Source organism: Nocardioides sp. Arc9.136 (assembly GCF_030506255.1).
Classification (GTDB): Bacteria; Actinomycetota; Actinomycetes; order Propionibacteriales; family Nocardioidaceae; genus Nocardioides.
The window spans coordinates 3,486,200-3,503,686 of sequence record NZ_CP113431.1; the positions used below are offsets into that span (position 1 = coordinate 3,486,200).

19 protein-coding genes are annotated in these 17,487 nt (G+C 75.2%); 10 read left to right on the plus strand and 9 right to left on the minus strand.

Going from position 1 to position 17,487, the window contains the following annotated elements:
- Positions 1-25: 25 nt before the first annotated feature.
- Positions 26-763: a M15 family metallopeptidase gene (locus tag OSR43_RS16885; protein ID WP_302267874.1), complete on the minus strand. Its 738-nt coding sequence runs from the start codon at positions 761-763 to the stop codon at positions 26-28.
- Between the two features lie 86 nt (positions 764-849).
- Between OSR43_RS16885 and OSR43_RS16890 the strand changes: the two genes are divergently transcribed.
- Positions 850-1,377: a SigE family RNA polymerase sigma factor gene (locus tag OSR43_RS16890; protein ID WP_302267876.1), complete on the plus strand. Its 528-nt coding sequence runs from the start codon at positions 850-852 to the stop codon at positions 1,375-1,377.
- The gene (locus tag OSR43_RS16895; RefSeq protein WP_302267877.1) at positions 1,377-2,006 is read left to right on the plus strand and encodes a hypothetical protein; all 630 of its coding nucleotides are present in this window, start codon (positions 1,377-1,379) and stop codon (positions 2,004-2,006) included. Before OSR43_RS16890 ends, OSR43_RS16895 begins: the two co-directional genes overlap by 1 nt.
- Positions 2,007-2,054: 48 nt before the next feature.
- Here the strand turns inward: OSR43_RS16895 and OSR43_RS16900 are convergent, their stop codons facing one another.
- Entirely contained in the window at positions 2,055-2,999 is a 945-nt protein-coding gene (locus OSR43_RS16900; RefSeq protein WP_302267878.1) for an NADP-dependent oxidoreductase, read from the minus strand.
- A 108-nt stretch (positions 3,000-3,107) separates the two neighbouring features.
- Here OSR43_RS16900 and OSR43_RS16905 point away from each other — a divergent pair, with 108 nt between their 5' ends.
- Positions 3,108-3,641, plus strand: a complete 534-nt coding sequence (locus tag OSR43_RS16905) for a MarR family winged helix-turn-helix transcriptional regulator (RefSeq protein WP_302267880.1) — start codon at positions 3,108-3,110, stop codon at positions 3,639-3,641.
- A gap of 108 nt (positions 3,642-3,749) precedes the next feature.
- On the opposite strand, the gene OSR43_RS16910 is transcribed toward OSR43_RS16905, so the two are convergent.
- Positions 3,750-4,493, minus strand: a complete 744-nt coding sequence (locus tag OSR43_RS16910) for an SDR family oxidoreductase (RefSeq protein WP_302267882.1) — start codon at positions 4,491-4,493, stop codon at positions 3,750-3,752.
- A gap of 105 nt (positions 4,494-4,598) precedes the next feature.
- Between OSR43_RS16910 and OSR43_RS16915 the strand changes: the two genes are divergently transcribed.
- Complete coding sequence (locus tag OSR43_RS16915; protein ID WP_302267884.1) at positions 4,599-5,447, plus strand: LysR family transcriptional regulator; 849 nt, start codon at positions 4,599-4,601, stop codon at positions 5,445-5,447.
- Between the two features lie 34 nt (positions 5,448-5,481).
- Here the strand turns inward: OSR43_RS16915 and OSR43_RS16920 are convergent, their stop codons facing one another.
- Complete coding sequence (locus OSR43_RS16920) at positions 5,482-6,207, minus strand: TetR/AcrR family transcriptional regulator (protein WP_302267885.1); 726 nt, start codon at positions 6,205-6,207, stop codon at positions 5,482-5,484.
- 100 nt (positions 6,208-6,307) lie between these two features.
- Between OSR43_RS16920 and OSR43_RS16925 the strand changes: the two genes are divergently transcribed.
- Positions 6,308-7,762 (plus strand): MFS transporter, encoded by a 1,455-nt coding sequence (locus OSR43_RS16925; RefSeq protein ID WP_302267887.1) that lies wholly within the window; start codon positions 6,308-6,310, stop codon positions 7,760-7,762.
- A gap of 32 nt (positions 7,763-7,794) precedes the next feature.
- Here the strand turns inward: OSR43_RS16925 and OSR43_RS16930 are convergent, their stop codons facing one another.
- Both OSR43_RS16930 and OSR43_RS16935 read right to left on the minus strand, forming a co-directional pair.
- Positions 7,795-8,388 carry a DapH/DapD/GlmU-related protein gene (locus tag OSR43_RS16930; protein ID WP_302267888.1) on the minus strand — a complete coding sequence of 198 codons (594 nt, stop codon included), beginning with the start codon at positions 8,386-8,388 and terminating at the stop codon, positions 7,795-7,797.
- A 5-nt stretch (positions 8,389-8,393) separates the two neighbouring features.
- Positions 8,394-8,945 carry a cyclophilin-like fold protein gene (locus OSR43_RS16935; RefSeq protein ID WP_302267889.1) on the minus strand — a complete coding sequence of 184 codons (552 nt, stop codon included), beginning with the start codon at positions 8,943-8,945 and terminating at the stop codon, positions 8,394-8,396.
- Between the two features lie 147 nt (positions 8,946-9,092).
- Between OSR43_RS16935 and OSR43_RS16940 the strand changes: the two genes are divergently transcribed.
- Together OSR43_RS16940 and OSR43_RS16945 are read left to right on the plus strand one after the other, a co-directional pair.
- A complete protein-coding gene (locus tag OSR43_RS16940; RefSeq protein ID WP_302267890.1) occupies positions 9,093-9,986 on the plus strand; it encodes a helix-turn-helix transcriptional regulator in 894 nt (297 codons plus the stop codon).
- A gap of 151 nt (positions 9,987-10,137) precedes the next feature.
- Positions 10,138-10,386, plus strand: a complete 249-nt coding sequence (locus tag OSR43_RS16945; protein WP_302267891.1) for a hypothetical protein — start codon at positions 10,138-10,140, stop codon at positions 10,384-10,386.
- A gap of 66 nt (positions 10,387-10,452) precedes the next feature.
- On the opposite strand, the gene OSR43_RS16950 is transcribed toward OSR43_RS16945, so the two are convergent.
- Positions 10,453-11,760 carry a reverse transcriptase family protein gene (locus tag OSR43_RS16950; protein WP_302267892.1) on the minus strand — a complete coding sequence of 436 codons (1,308 nt, stop codon included), beginning with the start codon at positions 11,758-11,760 and terminating at the stop codon, positions 10,453-10,455.
- A gap of 251 nt (positions 11,761-12,011) precedes the next feature.
- The gene (locus tag OSR43_RS16955) at positions 12,012-12,995 is read right to left on the minus strand and encodes an aldo/keto reductase (RefSeq protein ID WP_302267894.1); all 984 of its coding nucleotides are present in this window, start codon (positions 12,993-12,995) and stop codon (positions 12,012-12,014) included.
- 128 nt (positions 12,996-13,123) lie between these two features.
- Here OSR43_RS16955 and OSR43_RS16960 point away from each other — a divergent pair, with 128 nt between their 5' ends.
- The 3 genes from OSR43_RS16960 (at position 13,124) to OSR43_RS16970 (ending at position 15,924) form a co-directional block, all read left to right on the plus strand.
- The gene (locus OSR43_RS16960; RefSeq protein ID WP_302267895.1) at positions 13,124-13,585 is read left to right on the plus strand and encodes a MerR family transcriptional regulator; all 462 of its coding nucleotides are present in this window, start codon (positions 13,124-13,126) and stop codon (positions 13,583-13,585) included.
- A 119-nt stretch (positions 13,586-13,704) separates the two neighbouring features.
- Positions 13,705-14,745 (plus strand): NAD(P)-dependent alcohol dehydrogenase, encoded by a 1,041-nt coding sequence (locus OSR43_RS16965; protein WP_302267896.1) that lies wholly within the window; start codon positions 13,705-13,707, stop codon positions 14,743-14,745.
- Between the two features lie 108 nt (positions 14,746-14,853).
- Positions 14,854-15,924 (plus strand): NADH:flavin oxidoreductase/NADH oxidase, encoded by a 1,071-nt coding sequence (locus tag OSR43_RS16970; protein WP_302267897.1) that lies wholly within the window; start codon positions 14,854-14,856, stop codon positions 15,922-15,924.
- A gap of 21 nt (positions 15,925-15,945) precedes the next feature.
- On the opposite strand, the gene OSR43_RS16975 is transcribed toward OSR43_RS16970, so the two are convergent.
- Complete coding sequence (locus OSR43_RS16975) at positions 15,946-17,451, minus strand: fused MFS/spermidine synthase (protein ID WP_302267898.1); 1,506 nt, start codon at positions 17,449-17,451, stop codon at positions 15,946-15,948.
- Between the last annotated feature and the right edge of the window lie 36 nt (positions 17,452-17,487).

Sequence of the window (17,487 nt, forward strand, 5' to 3'; positions counted from 1 at the left end):
GCGCTCCGCGGCGTCGGCCGCGCGGTCAGCGGTAGCCGCCGCCGGGCACCCCGAAGAGCTCTTCCAGGGTGGCGACGCCGGTGCGGTGCAGCTCAGCGACCACGGGGCGGCCGACGTAGCGCAGGTGCCACGGCTCGGCCCGGTAGCCCGTGATCGCCTCCGTGCCCGGCTGGTACCGGACGACGAATCCGTGGCGCCACGCTGCGCGCGCCAACCAGCGACCGCCGGGGGTGCCGGCGAAGCACGGGTCGAGGTCGCAGGAGGGGTCGGCCGGGGTCACCAGGTCGACCGCCAGCCCGGTCTGGTGCTCACTGTGTCCGGGCCGGGCCGACACCCGGTCGGCGGCGGCCCGACCGCTCCTGGAGACGATGCCGGCGTACAGCTGCTCCTGGTAGCCGAAGGAGCGGAACGCGCTGGCGATCTTGAAGCCCAGGCCGCGCGCGTCGCCGTCGTCGAGCAGCCGGGTGAGCGGGCCGACTGCCGGCAGGGCGACCTGGTAGCCGCGCACCAGGCCCAGCTCCGGCCGGAAGCCGGCAGGCAGCGGGTGCGACTTGTTGACGACGACCCAGGTGCTCCCGGGGTCGGTCGTCGACCGACGCGTGAGGTCGAGGGCACCGGTCCCGGCGACCGCTGGGCCCGGGGACCCGGCGACGCCCCACCCTGGTGCCGGCGGGGCGTCCCGGGCCGTGGGGGCGGTCGGGGCGGCGCACGCCGACACGAGCAGGACGATGCTCCAGGCACCCAGCGCGACCTTGGTCCTCACGCCTGGTTGACGGGTGCCGGCGGTCCGTGCGGTTGCATGCAACCTCCCGGCGGGCCGCACCCGTCAACGGGACGAGAGGGGGCGATGTGCGCGACGACGAGAGGGCCGCGGAGTTCGTGGCGTTCACGAGCGCCCACCGCGCTGACCTGGTCCGGACGGCGGTGCTGCTGTGCGCCGGTGACGAGGCGTACGCCGAGGACGTCGTCCAGACGACGCTGACCCGGCTGTACCTCGCGTGGGCGCGCGTACGACGGGCCGACAGCCCGCTCGCCTACGCCCGGCGCAGCCTCACCCACGTCTTCGTCGACGAGACCCGCCGCGCCCACCGACGGCGCGAGCGGACCGTGTCCGAGCCGATCGACTCCCTCGGCGACGAGCAGGCGGCCCCGTCGGGCGACCCGGAGCTCCGCGAGCTGGTGCTGGCCGCCCTGGCCTCGCTCGGCCCACGGCAACGCGCGGTCGTGGTGCTGCGGCACTGGCACGACCTGGACGTCGCCGAGACGGCCCGGGTGCTGGGCTGCTCCCCCGGCACCGTGAAGTCCCAGAACGCCCGCGCCCTGGCCCACCTCCGCGCCCACCTGTCCGGCCTCGACCTGCCCCTGGGGGTGTCCTGATGTCCACCGATGACCTCAAGCGCGCATTGCTGACCGTCGCCGACGGCGAACGGCCCGCGGCCGACCCCGCTGCCGACCTGGCTCGCGCACGCTCCGCCGCCCGGGCCCGGTCACGACGCCGGCTCCGGCTCGCCCTGAGCGGCGCGACGACCGCAGCGGTGCTCGCCGTGGGCGCCGGCACGGTGCTCCAGGGCGACGGCGGGCCCGCCCGTCCCGCGACCACGCGCGCCGTCGGCGTGGAGCTGGTGGCCGAGCCGTTCGAGGCCGCGCCGTACACCTTCGACCTCGCGCCCGCGGGGTGGTCGGTGCAGGCACAGCAGCCGACCGCCGTGACGATCGCGCCGGACGACGGGTCGGTCTCCGAGGAGCCCGACGACTTCCGCGGCAAGCTCGTCATCCTCTTCGACGCGAACCCGCCGGACGGCCGGGTCCTCGACCGCGACGGACGCCGCTTCTGGATCACCGACGACGCCGGCCACACGACGGTCGCGACCCGGTCACGACCCGGGGACCCCGAGGGCGTCGTGCGCATCCAGTACCCGTCGGGGACCGGCTGGGACCTCAACGCCATGGTCGAGTTCCTGGCCGGCGTGCACGTCGGCCCGGGCGCGCGCCACGGGGTCGGCTGATCGCCGCTCCCGGAGTCGCTTGCGGGTCACCGGGGTCGTGCGGCCGGGTCAGGCTCCGGGGGCGAGGACGACGACCTTGCCGCTGAGGGCGCCCGTCGCGGCCCGGGCGTGGACCGAGCCCAGGTCGGCGAGCGGGACGCGCTCGGCGATGTCGATCGCCAGCTCGCCGCGGTCGACGCGCGCGACGAGCTCGGCGAGCTGCGCGGCGTCGCTGCGGACGTAGAGGTCGATGCCGCGCACACCGCGCTGCTCGTCGCTGGGCGCGGGCATCCAGACGGTGGTGTTGACCACGACGCCACCGTCGCGGACGAGCCCGGTGAACGAGGTGAGCACGTCCGGGTCGACGGGGGCGAGGTTGAGCAGCACGTCGACCGGCTCCTCGAGGGCATCGGCGACGGAGGTGGCGGTGTGGTCGACGACCTCCGCGGCCCCCTGCGCCGTGAGCCGGTCCCGACTGCGGGGGCTCCCGGTCGCGATCACGTGGGCCCCGGCAGCGCTGGCCAGCTGGACGGCGTACCCGCCGACGGCACCGCTGGCACCGTTCACGAGGACCCGCTGGCCCGCGGCCAGGCCGGCGTGGTCGAACAGCGCCTGCCACGCGGTGAGCCCCACGACCGGCAGGGCGGCGGCGTCGGTGAGCGGGATGCTGGTCGGCGCGGGAGCCAGCGCCTCGGCGGAGACGACGACGTGCTCGGCCGCGGCACCGTCGGCGACGAACGGCAGGAAGCCCACGACCCGGTCGCCGACCGCGAGGCCGTCGACACCGTCGCCGACGACGTCGACGGTCCCGGCGACGTCCAGGCCGAGCACGTGCGGCAGCTCGAGGGGCATCGGCCCCTGCATCAGGCCGGCGCGGATGTTGCCGTCGACGCCGTTGAACGTCGTCGCAGCGACCCGCACGCGGACCTGGCCGGGTCCGGGGGTCGGCGTCTGGACGTCCTCGTACTGCAGGACGCCCGGGTCGCCGTACTGGTGGAACACGATCGCCTTCATGACTGGTCTCCCTCTGTGGATGGTTGCTTCGAATCTGAAGTACAGGGCGACCGTAGCAGCGCTTCGAATTCGAAACAAGTGGTTCGAAGGTGAAGTAGCGTGTTCGCCATGACGACTGACGGCACGACCAGTGCGCCCCCGCCCCTCGACCGGGTGGAGCTGGGGGCGTACTTCGCCCTGATCGAGGTGGCAGGGCTCCTGCGGCACGCCGTGGAGCAGCAGCTGCGCGAGGAGGGCGACCTCAGCTACGTCCAGTTCCAGCTGCTGGCGCGGCTCGGGCTGGACTCGGCGACCGGCAGCGAGCGGATGACCGACCTCGCGGACGGCGTCGTCTACAGCCGCAGCGGGATGACCTACCAGGCCGGGCTGCTCGAGAAGGCCGGCCTGGTCACGCGCGCCCCTGCCGCCGACGACGAGCGCGGGGTGACCGTCACGATCACCGACACCGGACGCGAGCGCGTCGCGCAGGTGCTGCCGGGACACGTCGAGGTCATCAAGGACCTCCTGCTGCAGCCCTTGTCGCGCCGGCAGGTCGAGGACCTCTTCGCCGTGCTCGAGCCCGCGCGTGAGCACATGCGCTCAGCACCACCACGCTCGGCCCGGACGCGGCGACGGACCCGCAGCAACACCTCGGCCGGCTGAGCAGGCCCTGCTCGTGCAGGTGGATCGCGGACGGCGGCGCCCGGCTGATGTCGACCGGCGTGCCCGGGGCCGGCATCGGCAGCGTGGCTCAGCGCCCCGGCCGTCCGGTCACCACGGCACGACGCCGGCGTCCTCGAAGAAGCCACCGGTAGGTCCGTCGTCCGGGAGCGTGGCCAGGCGGATCGCCGTCCGGGCGCCCTCCTGCGGGGTCCGGACGCCGCGGAACCCGTTGAGGTCGGTGGCGACGAAGCCCGGGCACGCGCAGTTGATCTTGATGCCGGTCTCGCCGAGCTCCTTGACGTACTGCAGCGTCACCGCGTTGAGGAACGTCTTCGACGGCGCGTACGCCACCGCGACCGGGCCGGTGGTGAGCTCCCCGCCCGGGCCCGACTGCCGCTCGAGCGAGCCCACGCCGCTGGACATGTTCACGATCCGCGGGGCGGAGGAGCGCCGCAGCAGCGGGAGCATCGCGTTGGTGACCCGGACGACGCCGATGACGTTGGTCTCCACGACGGTCCGGATGACGTCGAGGTCGGCGGTGGACGGCTGCTGGGCGGGGCCCCCGGTGATGCCGGCATTGTTGACCAGGGCGTCGAGCCGGCCGGCCCGCTCCTCCAGCAGCCGGGCGGCCGAGGCGACGCTGTCGTCGTCGGTGACGTCGAGGGGCACCCCGAACGCGTCGACGCCCGCCGCACGCAGCCGCGTCACCGCCTGCTCGCGTCGACCGGCGTCCCGGGCGCCTACCCCGACCTGCCAGCCGAGGGCGCCGAGGCCCGCCGCGATCTCGTAGCCGATGCCCTTGTTCGCGCCCGTGACCAGGGCGGTCCTGCTGTCTTCGCTGTGCTCTGCCATGTCCTCGATCGTCCGCGGCGTGGAGCGGGCGGTCCAACACCGTCCGGGTCACCGGCGATACCCGAGCGGTATCGATGCCACGGGCGCGCGACTACGCTCAGCCCGGTGGAGACCCGGGAGCTGCGCTACTTCGTCGCGGTCGCCGAGGAGCTGCACTTCGGCCGCGCCGCCGCGCGCCTCGGCATGGCACAGCCGCCGCTGTCCCGCGCGATCAGCCGGCTCGAGCGGCGCCTCGGCGCCCCGCTGCTGCTCCGCACCAGCCGGTCGGTAGCCCTGACCGAGGCGGGCGCCGTGCTCCTGGCCGAGGCACGGGCCGCGCTCGACGCGGTGGAGGCCGCCGAGCAGCGGACCCGCCGCGCCGCCCTCGCGTCCGCGGACCAGCCCGGCATCGTGCTCGCCTGCAAGGCCGGCGCCTCGAGCGAGCTGCTCGCCAAGCTGCTCGACGCGTACGCCGCGGAGCCCGGCGCCGTACGCGTCGAGGTGGCGCTGTGCGGCCCCGGCCAGCAGCAGCGGCTGCTGCGGACCGGCCGGGCCGACGTGGCCATCCTGCACGCGCCGTACGACGACCTGGTGGGGCTCGACTCCGAGGAGCTGGTGACCGAGGGCCAGGTCGCCGTGCTGCCCGCCGGCCACCCGCTCACCGGACGCGCCGAGCTGCACGTCGACGACCTGGTCGACGTGCCGGACCTCCCGGCGCCCCGCTGGCCGGGCCCGGACGGGCGCTACCCGGACGGCCCCGGTCCCGAGGTGCACGACCACACCCAGCTGCTGCAGCTCATCTCGCTGGGCCGGACCCACTTCCTCGCGCCGGACTCCTGCCGGGCCCAGCTGCGCGACGGGGTCGTCGCCGTCCCCGTCCCGAGCGCGCCGGCCATCACGACCGTCGTCGCCTGGCCCCCGCACAGCCGCTCCCGCGCCGTGGCCGACCTCGTCCGCACGGCACTGCGCCTCTGACCCCCCGCCGGGCGACGGCCGCGCCGGGCGTCGGTCAGCGACCCGCCTGCAGGCGGAGGCCCGCGAGGAGCAGGTCGAGCCCAGCCCGGAACTGCTCGGTGTCGTCGTGGGTCGCGAACTCGTCGACGACGTGGTGGAGGAACGGGTAGGTCTCCGGGTCGAGCTCGCGCCAGGCGTCTGCGTGCCGCGCGAGGTGGTCCTCCCGGCTGGTGGTGCCCTCGAGCACCTCCTGCGGCGGCTGCTGGCCGAGGTCGGCGGCGATGCCGACGACGAAGCCGACCACCGCCGACACCGCGTGGAAGCTGTCCCGCGGGCCGAGGCCCAGCCGCAGCACCTGCTCGCCCAGGCGTTCGTAGAGCAGCAGCGCGTTGGGCTGGAGGCCGGTGTCGCGCATGAAGTACGCCGCCAGCCACGGCCGCACCACGATCGCGTCGAACAGCGCGACGGCGATCGCGCGGACGTCGTCGACCGGGTCCTCGCTCCCGGTGCACCCGGCGGTGGCCGCGAGCACCTCCGCGACCACGTGGTCGGTCGCCCGGTCGAGCAGCTCGTCCTTGTTCGCGACGTACCAGTAGATGCTGGCCACGCCGCCCCCGAGCCGCGCGGCCAGCGCACGGAACGTCAGCGCCCCCTCCCCCGCCTCGTCGAGCAGGGCGACGGCCTCGGAGACGACCGCCTCCATCGAGTGGCTCGCGCGGCGCCGGCCACCGGCCCCGACTGCCGGATCACCCGTCCTCGCCGTGCGTCGTGGGGCAGCCATGGTCCTCATCCCATCACACCTTGCTTTCGGTCGAACGCCGTTCTAGTTTATGGAACGCCGTTCGATACTCGAACGACGTTCGACGACCAAGGAGGCCACGATGAGCCCCACCACCGCTCCCGCACCCACCCGCACCTACGGCTCGCTCCGGGCGGCCTGGATCCCGCTCGCCGCCCTGTGCCTGGCGTTCTTCGTCGAGATGGTCGACAGCACGCTGCTGACCGTCGCGCTCCCGACGATCGGACGCGACCTCGGCAGCGGCACGACGACGCTGCAGTGGGTCACCGGCGCCTACTCCCTGACCTTCGCCGGGCTCCTGCTCACCTCCGGCTCGCTGGCCGACCGGCTCGGTCGTCGACGCGTCCTGCTGGTGGGGCTCGCGGCGTTCGGGGTGACCAGCCTGGCGGTCCTGGCCGTCGACTCCGGCGGCGACCTGATCGCCCTCCGTGCGGCGCTCGGCGTCGCGGCCGCCGGCACCGCCCCGATCACGAACTCGCTCATCTTCCGCCTCTTCGACGACGAGGCCCTGCAGACCCGCGCGATGACGGTGATGATCGTCGTCGGCATGAGCGGCTTCATCCTGGGTCCGCTCCTCGGCGGCACCGCGCTGGCCCACGTCAGCTGGACCTGGCTGCTGCTCGTCAACGCCCCGATCGCCCTGGTCGCCTGGATCGGCGTGCGCCTCGGCGTGCCCGCTGACCGCACCGAGGACCTGACCGGCGACCGCCTCGACCTCCTCGGCGCCGTCCTCAGCGTCGCCGCCATCGGCCTCGCCTGCTACAGCCTCACCAGCGGCGTCGAGCACGGGTGGCTGTCGGTGACCACCGTCGGGTCGGTGCTCGGCGCGGTCGTCGCGCTCGTCGCGTTCCTCGCCCACGAGCGGCGCACGCCCGACCCGATGCTGGACCTGGCCGTGTTCGCGGACGGCACGGTCCGCGGCGCCACGATCGCCCAGGTCGGCACCTCGGTCGCGATGGCCGGCGTGATGTTCGGGATGGTCCTGCACTTCCAGTACGCCTACGGGTGGAGCCCGGTCCGGGCCGGGCTGGCGAACCTCCCGCTCATCCTCACGATGATCCTGGCGACCCCGGCCTCGGAGGCGCTCGGCAAGCGGCTGGGCCACCGCCTGGCCTGCCTCGTGGGAGCCGCCCTCCTCGCCGGGTCGCTCGCGGGGCTGGCGTGGAGCGTCGACCACGGCTACCTGCCGATCGCGGTGTGCATGGTCGTGCTGACCGTCGGCCTGCGGACCGTGATGACCATCTGCGCCGTCGCGCTGGTCCGGGCGATGTCGCGCAACCGGACCTCGATGGGGGCCGCCCTCAACGACACCGCGCAGGAGGTCGGCGCCAGCCTCGGGACCGCCGTCGTCGGCACGCTGGTCGCCGCCCTGGTCACCACCACCCTGCCCGCCGGGCGCTGGAGCGGGGAGCTGGTGGCGTCGTTCTTCCACGGCGAGCGGGTGACGTACGCCGTCCTCGCGGTCCTCGTCGGCCTGGTCGCCGGGTGGGGGGCACTCACGCTCACCGACTCCCGGCAGACCGAGGAGCGCGACTGACCAGGCGTCCACCCGCTCCGGGCCGCTCCGGCCTACTGCGGCTCGGCCCGCCCGGCGTCGTACCCGGTCATCCGGACGAGCCGCGCCGGGACGCCGGCCACGATCGAGTCGGGCGCGACGTCCTTGGTCACCACGGCCCCAGCGCCCACGATCGCGCCGTCGCCGATGGTCACGCCGGGGACGACGGTGACACCGGCGCCCAGCCACACCTTGCGGCCGATGCGGACCGGGGCGGGCACCATGTCCGCGCGCCGGTGCGGGTCCACGGCGTGGTCGAGCGTGGTCAGCGTGCTGCCGTGGCCGATCAGCGTGCCGTCGCCGATGGTGATGCCGCCGGTGTCCTGGAACCGGCACCCGAGGTTGATGAAGACGTCCCTCCCCAGGTGCAGGTTCTTGCCGAACTCGCTGTGGAACGGCGGGAACACCGTGACCGACTCCTCCACCGGGCGGCCGGTGAGCCGCTCCAGCAGGGCGCGGACCTCGTCGGGGGTGCGGTAGCCGCTGTTGAGCTCGGCCGTGACCGCGAACGCCGCCTGGGCGGCGTCGTGCATGAACCGGTGCGGCTCCGAGCCGCCCTCGATGACGGCACCGCTGTCGACGTGCGCGAGGAACTCCTGCAGCTCCATCCCACTCACCATGCCTCGACGGTCGCCACGACGGAGCCGTCCCGGCGCGCGATCCGCTCGGCGGCGCCGCCGTCCAGCCGGCCCAGGAGCACGATGCCGGGGAAGAAGGACTGGTCGCCGTGGTAGAGCACGAGGTCGTCGCCCGGGGCGTAGTAGCCGACGTCGCCGACCTCGGGGTCCGCACCGTCGGGCTGGCCCCCCAGGGAGAGCGGCGCGGGCAGCCGGCCGGTCTTCTCGACGCCGCCGTGCTCGCGCATCTCGAGCGTCAGCGGGAGCTGCGCGGCCAAGTCGCGGGTCGCGGCGGAGTCCTGCAGGGTGGCGCCGGCGGTCAGCCCGCCGATCGTGATGCGGATCCGCATCGGGTCCTCCTCGTTCGTGGACGTCGTGCTCGGGGGTACGTCGCCCGGCGGTCGCTCCGGGTCCGGCGGGGCGGTCGGCTCGCGCCCGGTGGCGGGCCGGTCGCCCGCGGGCGCACCGGCTCCGCACCCGGCCGCCAGCAGCGCCCCCAGGACGACGGCCGGGGCCACCGCCGACGCGCGCCCCACGAGCCGACGCATCGCGTCCACCCTCCGTCGCCCGTCCCGGTCGAGTGAAGCGGCCGGAGCGCCGTGGTGGGAGTCCCTGTCGTGGGGTGCACCGGCAGGGCACCCCTCGCGGGCCGCCGACCGCCCGGTCCGGCCCGGGTGCGGCCTAGGCTCGGGACCGTGGACGACCGTGAGGGCCTGCGGCGCGAGGTGCGCGAGTTCCTGACCACGCGCCGCGCCCGGATCACCCCCGACCAGGTCGGCCTCCCGAGCACCGGCGCACGCCGGGTGCCCGGCCTGCGGCGCAGCGAGGTGGCCACGCTCGCCGGGCTGAGCGTGGAGTACTACGCCCGCCTCGAACGTGGCCAGGTCGCCGGCGCCTCCTCCGGCGTGCTCGAGGCCCTGGCACGGGCCCTGCGGCTCGACGAGACCGAGCGCGAGCACCTCCTCGACCTCGCCCGGGCGGCGGACGGCATCCCCACCTCGGGGCGTGCCCGCCGCCGGGCGCCGACCCGGGCCGCCTCGCGGACCAGCCTGCGGTGGGCGCTCGACGCGATCACCGACGGGGTGGCGTTCGTCCGCGACCCGCGGCAGGACCTGCTGGCGACCAACGCGCTCGGCCGGGCGTTCTACTCGCCGGTCATCGGCGACGGCGGCCGGACGCCCAACCTCGCGCGGTTCCAGTTCCTCGACCCCGCCTCCCGCGACTTCTACCCCGACTGGGAGCTCTTCGCCGAGATGTGCGTGGGCATCATGCGCGCCGAGGCCGGCCGGGACCCCCACGACCGCGGGCTGCAGGACCTGGTCGGCGAGCTGTCCACCCGCAGCGAGGTGTTCCGCCGCCTCTGGGCCGACCACGACGTCCGCCGGCACGGAGCCGGGACCAAGCGGTTCCACCACCCCGTCGTCGGCGAGCTCACGCTGGCCTACGAGGAGCTGGCGATCACCGCCGAACCCGGCCTGGTGCTCATCGTCTACACCGCCGAGCCCGGCTCGCCGTCCGCCGACCGGCTCCGCCTGCTCGCCTCCTGGGCGGCCTCGGAGCAGGCACCGACGTCAGCCCACGAGGGCTGACGGGCCGACCCGGGGTCCGTACCGCCGGGCGACGGCCGGGCGACGGCCGGGCGACGGCCGGGCGTCGTATGCGTCCCGGTGCGTGGGGCACCTCGAGAGCCCACCCGTGCCGCGGCACGACCGCGGCGCACCGACCCCGCAGGAGGACCCCATGGCCACCGGAGAGACCGGCTTCGACGACGTCACCTTCGACCTCATCTCGGTGCAGTACCACTCGCTCAAGGCCGGGCACGACTACGGCCAGTACGTCCGCGACGCGGAGAACGCCGGACAGCAGGAGATCGCCGACTTCTTCCGCGAGGTCATGCAGCAGGACTCCGACCGGGCCCACCGCTGCCACCAGTTCCTCGCCCAGCTCGGCGGCACCGACAACACCTCGCCGCAGAACGGCTCCGCCTGAGCGACCCCCGCACCAGCCCTCCCGGGGACGCCGTGCCCGTCTCCCGGAGGTGCCGGGCGCCCGGGATCAGCCCCAGTCGACGGCGTCGTGCAGCGCCTGCAGCCGCGCCCCGCGGACCGGGTCGTGCTGGGCGACCCAGGCGATCCTGCCGCGCAGGTGCTGCTCCCAGGCCGGCACGCCGTCGCGGTTCTGGCTGTCCGCGCCGTACCGGCGGCAGTTGTGGAGGATCGCGCGGAGCAGGTCGACCTCGGCCCGGGCGACGCGTGGCCGGTCGTTGACGACGAGCCCGCCGAGCGTCTGCCGCCCGGCGCGCGGCATCACGCCGGTCTTGCGCGGGTTCAGCCGGAACCCCTCGTCGCGCACGACCTCCTCGACGGCGTCGAGCAGCCTCGAGGTGCCGCTCCCCCACCCCGCTGCTCCGGAGAGCGCGAGGTCGTCGGCGTAGCGCGTGTAGCGACCGCCCCACGACTGCGCCAGGGCGGTCAGCCGCACGTCGAGCCGGTACGCCGCCAGGTTGGCCATCGCCGGGGAGGTCGGCGCACCCTGGGGCAGGTGCGGCGCCGCCAGCCGGCGGCCCAGCCGCCAGTGCGCGTCGAGCAGCCCGTCGTCGGCCGGTCGCGGGAGGGCCCGCCACGCCGACCGGGGCAGGACGGTGGTCACCAGCCCGGCCAGGCAGTGGGCGACCGGCTCGGGGTAGCCGGCCGTCCGCCACAGGCCGTACACGCGGGAGACCGTGACGCTGGCGAAGAACGCCTCCAGGTCCAGGCGCACGACGACCGGCCGGCCGGCGTGCGGTGCGGCGTACGAGCCCACCGAGCCGCCGGGCCGGAACCCGCGGGCGGCGGCGTGGGGCGGGATGCGCGACGCCACCTCGTCGAGGAGCAGCCGCTGGATGCCCTTGAGCCGCTGCTTGGGCGCCTCGAGCACCCGGATCGCGCCGCTGACCGCGACGCGGTGGCTCACCCGGTAGTGCTGGAGCGGGACGTCCGCGGCCGACCGCGCCAGGCGGCGGGGGTCGGCGAACCAGTCGAGCTCGTCGGGGGTGACCCCCAGGAGGTCGGCCACGTCGTCGAGGCCGTGGAGCACCGGCAGGCGCCAGCGGTTCTCGAGCATCCGGGTGGGGTTCACCGGCTGCACGAGCGGCCGGGCGCGAGCGGCCTTCGCCGCCGCGGGCCGGGTGCTGATCGTGGCGGCCAGCTCGCGGGGCCGGTCGTGCGGCGGGCGCGGGTAGAGCTCCAGCGTCTGCCGAGCCAGGACCGCCAGCCACCTCGGCCGGCGACCCAGGACGACCGCGCCGGCCTCCACCAGCGCCGGGTGCGTCCACCCGCCCGCGAGGAACGCGGCGGCGAGCGCCCGCGCGAGGTCGTCCCTCATCGCGGGGACGACGAGAGCCGGCTGGTGACGGGGTGCGGCAGCGCTGCTCGACCAGTCCCGTCGTGCGCGCGAGGACCTGCAGCGGAGCGCAGCGAGTCGCGCGCGGTGCTGTGCCCGGACGTGCCGGTGGTCCCCGGGGTAGCCCCGGGGAGGCCGACCGGTGTCGCGCACCGGCCCGCCGTCTCGACCAGACGCTGCCGCACGCCACGGACCCTAGCCGCCCGTCGGGCCGCCGGGGACGGGCCCGTGGCTCAGCGGTCGATCATCCGCGCCATCGCCTCGGGGTAGCGCTCCCCCACCACCTTGACCCGGGTCGAGACCTCGTCCAGCTCGGCGAGGTCCTGCGCGTCGAGGACGAGCCCGGCGGCGCCGAGGTTCTCCTCGAGCCGGCTGGTCCGGCGGGTCCCGGGGATGGGCACGATGCTCGGCGACTGCGCCAGGAGCCAGGCGAGCGCGACCTGGCCCACGGTCGCCTCCTTCCGGTCCGCCACCGCGCGCACGCCGTCGACCAGCGCGAGGTTCGCCTGGCGCGCCTCCTGGGTGAACCGGGGCAGGCCCGCACGGATGTCGCCCTCGGAGAACTCGGTGGTCGCGTCGACCGTGCCGGTGAGGAAGCCCCGGCCCAGGGGGCTGAACGGGACGAAGCCGATGCCGAGCTCGTCCAGCGCCCCGAGGATCGCGTCCTCGGGCTCGCGCCAGAACAGCGAGTACTCGCTCTGCAGCGCGGTGACGGGCTGGACGGCGTGCGCCCGGCGGATGGTGTCGACGCCCGCCTCCGACAGCCCGAAGTGCCGGACCTTGCCCTCCGCGATGAGCTCACCGACCGTCCCGGCGACCTCCTCGATCGGCACCTCCGGGTCGACCCGGTGCTGGTAGAGCAGGTCGACGTGGTCGGTGCGCAGGCGCCGCAGCGAGCCCTCGAGCGCCTCGCGGACGTGCTCGGGCCGGCTGTCGACCCGCCGGTCGCTGTCGTCGAGGGAGAACCCGAACTTCGTCGCGATCACCACCTGGTCCCGCAGCGGCTCAAGCGCCTCGCCGACGACCTCCTCGTTGTGGAACGGGCCGTACACCTCGGCGGTGTCGAAGAACGTGACGCCACGGTCGACCGCCTGCCGCAGGAAGTCCACCATCTCCGGGCGCTCCGGCGAGGGCCCGAAGGACTGGCTGATGCCCATGCACCCCAGGCCGATCGCGGAGACCTCCAGCCGGTCGTTGCCGAGCGTGCGCTTGTCCATGTCGTGCTCCTTCGTCGGTCGGTCCGGGCCGCAGCCCCGACCGCCGGTACCCCGCCACGCACGTGTGCGCTCGGTGTGGCGCGGACGACCTTTGACTTCGAGTACTCGAAGTTCCTAGCGTCGAGGACATGAGTGGACCGACCGCGCAGCGCGGCTACACGATCAAGGAGGCCGCAGCGCTGACCGGGCTCCCGGCCAGCACGCTGCGCTACTACGAGTCCATCGGCGTCGTCCCGCCCATCAGCCGCGGCGCGAGCAGCAAGCACCGCGTCTACGACGAGGACGACCTCGACCAGCTCATGTGGGTCGCCTGCCTGGCGGCCACCGGCCTGTCGGTGGCCGACATGCGGCGGTACGTCGCCAACGGCCGGCTCGGCCCGGCGGCCGCCGCCGAGCAGGTGGAGCTGCTCGCCCAGCAGCGCGACCGGCTCCGGGTCGAGGCCACGCAGGTCGCCCTGCGCCAGGAGTACGTCGACCTGAAGATCGCCTACTGGGAGGCGGTCGAGGCGGACGACGACGCCCGCACCGAGCTCCTCTCGGGCCAGGCCCGGGCCCTGGCCGACCGGCTCAAGGCCGTCGGCAAGCCCTAGCCCCACCGACCCACCCACCCGACGACCCACGGCGGACCACCCGGTCCGCGGCTCCGGCCTGCCCGGAGCACCCACCCCACCCCACACACCCACCCACCCACCCCACACCGGGAGAACCCATGCGCGTCCGCGCCTACGCAGCACCCGCCGCCGGCCAGCCCCTGGCCCCCACCACGATCGAGCGCCGCGAGGTCGGCCCGAACGACGTGCTCATCGAGATCCGGTACGCCGGGATCTGCCACTCCGACATCCACACCGTGAACGGCGACTGGGGCCCGCAGCCCTTCCCCGTCGTCCCGGGCCACGAGATCGTCGGCACGGTCACCGAGGTCGGGAGCAGCGTCACGCGGCACGGGGTCGGCGACCTCGTCGGCGTCGGCTGCATGGTCGGCTCGTGCGGCGAGTGCGCGAGCTGCCGCAACGGCGACGAGCAGTACTGCCGTGAGGGGATGGTGCCGACGTACGCCGGCACCGACCGCGACGGCACGACGACCCAGGGCGGCTACTCGACCCACGTCGTGGTCGACGCCGACTACGTGCTGGCCGTCCCCGACGGCCTCGACCCGGCAGCGGCCGCGCCGCTGCTGTGCGCCGGCATCACGACGTACGCACCCCTGCGCCGGTGGGACGCCGGTCCCGGCCGGAAGGTGGCCGTCGTCGGCCTCGGGGGCCTGGGCCACATGGCGGTGAAGATCGCCCACGCCCTCGGCGCCGAGGTGACCGTGCTGTCGCAGTCGCTGAAGAAGCAGGAGGACGGCCTGCGCCTGGGCGCCGACCACTACCACGCGACGTCCGACCCGGCGACCTTCGAGCAGCTCGCCGGCCACTTCGACCTGGTGCTCAACACCGTCAGCGCCGGCATCGACCTCGACGCGTACCTCGGCCTGCTGGCCGTGGACGGCACCCTGGTCAACGTCGGCGCACCCGCCGCGCCGTTGAGCGTCAACGTCATGTCGCTCATCGGCGCCCGCCGGTCCTTCGCCGGGTCGATGATCGGCGGCATCGCGCTCACCCAGGAGATGCTCGACTTCTGCGCCGAGCACGGCATCGGCGCCGAGGTCGAGGTGATCCCCGCCGAGCAGGTCAACGAGGCCTACGAGCGCGTCCTCGCCTCCGACGTCCGCTACCGGTTCGTCATCGACGCGGCCACCCTCGGCTGAGCCCGCCCCGGGGGTCCGCCGGGAATCCCTGACCCGGACGACCGGTTGGGCCCCCGGGAGCACGCGCTCCCACCCGCACCTGCACCCGGACCCAGGAGGCACCACCCCGTGAGCCAGCTCTTCACCCCGATCACCCTCCGCGACGTCACCGTCCGCAACCGGGTGTGGGTGGCGCCGATGTGCCAGTACTCCGCCGTCGACGGCATGCCGGACGACTGGCACCTGGTGCACCTCGGATCGTTCGCCCGCGGCGGTGCCGGCCTGGTCATCACCGAGGCCACCGCCGTCGTCCCGGAGGGCCGGATCTCGCCGGAGGACACCGGGCTCTGGAACGACGAGCAGCAGGCCGCCTGGGCGCGGATCGTGGACTTCGTCCACGGCCAGGGCGCCGCGGCCGGGATCCAGCTCGCGCACGCCGGGCGGAAGGCCTCGACGTACTCCGGGTTCACCGCGGACCGCGGCGGCGTCGCGGACGCCGACGGCGGCTGGCGCCCGGTCGGCCCGTCGGAGACGCCCTACCCGGGCCTGCGCGAGGACCCCGAGCCGCTCGACGCCGCCGGGATCGTCCGCGTGGTCACCGCCTTCGGCGACGCCGCGGAGCGCGCCGTCGCGGCCGGGTTCGACGTGCTCGAGGTGCACGCCGCCCACGGCTACCTGCTCCACGAGTTCCTCTCGCCGCTGTCCAACCACCGCACCGACACGTACGGCGGCGGGTTCGAAGGCCGCGTCCGGCTGACCCTGGAGGTCGTCCGCGAGATCCGGGCCCGGGTCGCCCCCGGCGTGCCGGTGGTGGTGCGGCTCTCCGCCACCGACTGGGTGGAGGGTGGCTGGACCGCCGACGAGACGGTGCGCCTCGCCGGGCTGCTCCGCGAGGAGGGCGTCGACCTCGTCGACACCTCGACCGGCGGCAACGCGCCCGCCGACATCCCCGTCGGGCCGGGCTACCAGGTGCCGTTCGCCCGCCGGGTGCGCACCGAGGCCGACATCCCCTCGGGCGCGGTCGGCCTGATCACCGAGCCCAAGCAGGCCGAGGACGTCCTGGCCGACGGCTCCGCCGACGTCGTGCTGCTGGCCCGCGAGCTGCTGCGCGACCCGCACTGGCCGCTGCGCGCCGCCGCCGAGCTCGGCGTCGAGGGCACCGACCTGTGGCCGGTGCAGTACCGCCGGGCGGCCCGCTGACCCGACCGGTCCGGGGGACCGTCACCCCTCCGCGTACGGCGTGAGCAGCTGGTCGACGGGGGCGTGGTCGTCGGTGAGCGCGTCGGCGCCGCCGACCCAGTCGTCGAGGTCGGCGTCGCCGCGGGCCTCCCAGCCGAGCCCGCGCCGCTCGACCACGCGGGTCACCGCGTCGAGGTCGACGGCCCGGTCGGAGGCGACCGCGACGAGGTTCCCGCCCTGGGTCCCGTCGAAGGCACCGGGCCGGGCGAGCAGCGCCACGTGGTCGAACACCTCGCGCAGGGTCGCCACCTCGGCGCGGGCGAAGTCCAGCGGCCCGTGGTCGATCAGGTTGGCGACGTACGCCCCGTCGGGCCGGAGCACGCGCCGCACCTGCGCCACCGCCTCCCGGGTGGTCAGGTGCCAGGGCACGCTCACCCCGCCGAAGGCGTCGCCGACCACGAGGTCGCGGCTGTCGTCGGGGAGCCGGTCCAGCCCGCGGCGCCCGTCCTCGACGCGCACCTCGAGCCCCGGCCCGGTCTCCAGGCCGAGCCGGTCGCGGTCGACCGCCACGACGCCGGGGTCGATCTCCGAGACCACGCTGGTCGTGCCCGGCCGGACCTCGGCGAGGTAGCGCGGCAGGGTGAGCCCCCCGCCACCGAGGTGGTACGCCGCGAGCGGCTCGCCCGCGGGGAACGTCGCGTCCACGACGGACGCGGCCGCCTGGACGTACTCGAACTCCAGGTGGGTGGCGTCGGCGAGGTCGACGTAGGAGTGGCGCAGCCCGTCGAGCACCAGCACCCGGCCGCTCTCCCGCGCGGGGTCGGCCTCGACACGGGCGCAGTGGTACTGCGTCTCGACGTCGCAGCCGCCCGGTGCCGCGACCGCACCGAGCGCGCCGAGCCCCGTGCCGGCGAGCACGAGCGCCAGGGACGGCCCGGCCGCGCGCCAGCCGCTGACCCGGACGCCCACCACGACCGCGGCCAGCACCAGCAGCACGCCGAGCCCGACGAGGATGCCGCTGACGGGCACGGCCGAGACCAGCACGAAGCCCGTCAGCACGGTGCCGACGATCGAGCCCGCGGTGCCGATGCCGGACAGGCGACCGACGACGGTGCCGGTCTCGGCCAGCGACGTCAGCGCCAGCTTGGTGACCATCGGCGTGACGGCCGACAGCAGCGCGCCCGGGACGCCGATCGTCACGGCGACCGCGAGCAGCAGCAGCGGGCCGCCCGCGGTCTCCGCGGCGCCGCGGACGAGGAACGGCGTCGCGGCCGCCACCACGCCGGACAGGCCGAGCAGCGGTGCCAGCGCGCGGCGCGGGTCGACGACGTCGGCCGCCCGGCCACCGGCCCACGAGCCCAGGGCGATCGCCGCCAGGGCCAGCCCGATGACCAGCGTGTTGGTCTCGAGCGTCAGCCCGAGGTACGGCGCGAGCAGCCGCAGCGCGACCAGCTCGACGACGAGGACCGCCGCGGAGGAGCCGAAGACCAGCGCGGCCGCCTCCCGCGGGCCGGGCACCGCACCGGAGCCGGCGCCACCTCCCGCCACGCGCCCCGCCACCTGCCCCGCCCGCGGCACGAGCGC

Excerpts from the sequence above, each read along its gene's own strand:
- OSR43_RS16925 (WP_302267887.1), top strand. The coding sequence starts at position 6,308 with ATGAGCCCCACCACCGCTCCCGCACCCACCCGCACCTACGGCTCGCTC.
- OSR43_RS16900 (WP_302267878.1), bottom strand. The coding sequence starts at position 2,999 with ATGAAGGCGATCGTGTTCCACCAGTACGGCGACCCGGGCGTCCTGCAG.
- OSR43_RS16920 (WP_302267885.1), bottom strand. The coding sequence starts at position 6,207 with ATGGCTGCCCCACGACGCACGGCGAGGACGGGTGATCCGGCAGTCGGG.
- OSR43_RS16955 (WP_302267894.1), bottom strand. The coding sequence starts at position 12,995 with ATGGACAAGCGCACGCTCGGCAACGACCGGCTGGAGGTCTCCGCGATC.
- OSR43_RS16960 (WP_302267895.1), top strand. The coding sequence starts at position 13,124 with ATGAGTGGACCGACCGCGCAGCGCGGCTACACGATCAAGGAGGCCGCA.
- OSR43_RS16935 (WP_302267889.1), bottom strand. The coding sequence starts at position 8,945 with ATGCGTCGGCTCGTGGGGCGCGCGTCGGCGGTGGCCCCGGCCGTCGTC.
- OSR43_RS16945 (WP_302267891.1), top strand. The coding sequence starts at position 10,138 with ATGGCCACCGGAGAGACCGGCTTCGACGACGTCACCTTCGACCTCATC.
- OSR43_RS16895 (WP_302267877.1), top strand. The coding sequence starts at position 1,377 with ATGTCCACCGATGACCTCAAGCGCGCATTGCTGACCGTCGCCGACGGC.
- OSR43_RS16930 (WP_302267888.1), bottom strand. The coding sequence starts at position 8,388 with ATGGAGCTGCAGGAGTTCCTCGCGCACGTCGACAGCGGTGCCGTCATC.
- OSR43_RS16910 (WP_302267882.1), bottom strand. The coding sequence starts at position 4,493 with ATGGCAGAGCACAGCGAAGACAGCAGGACCGCCCTGGTCACGGGCGCG.
- OSR43_RS16965 (WP_302267896.1), top strand. The coding sequence starts at position 13,705 with ATGCGCGTCCGCGCCTACGCAGCACCCGCCGCCGGCCAGCCCCTGGCC.
- OSR43_RS16905 (WP_302267880.1), top strand. The coding sequence starts at position 3,108 with ATGACGACTGACGGCACGACCAGTGCGCCCCCGCCCCTCGACCGGGTG.
- OSR43_RS16950 (WP_302267892.1), bottom strand. The coding sequence starts at position 11,760 with ATGAGGGACGACCTCGCGCGGGCGCTCGCCGCCGCGTTCCTCGCGGGC.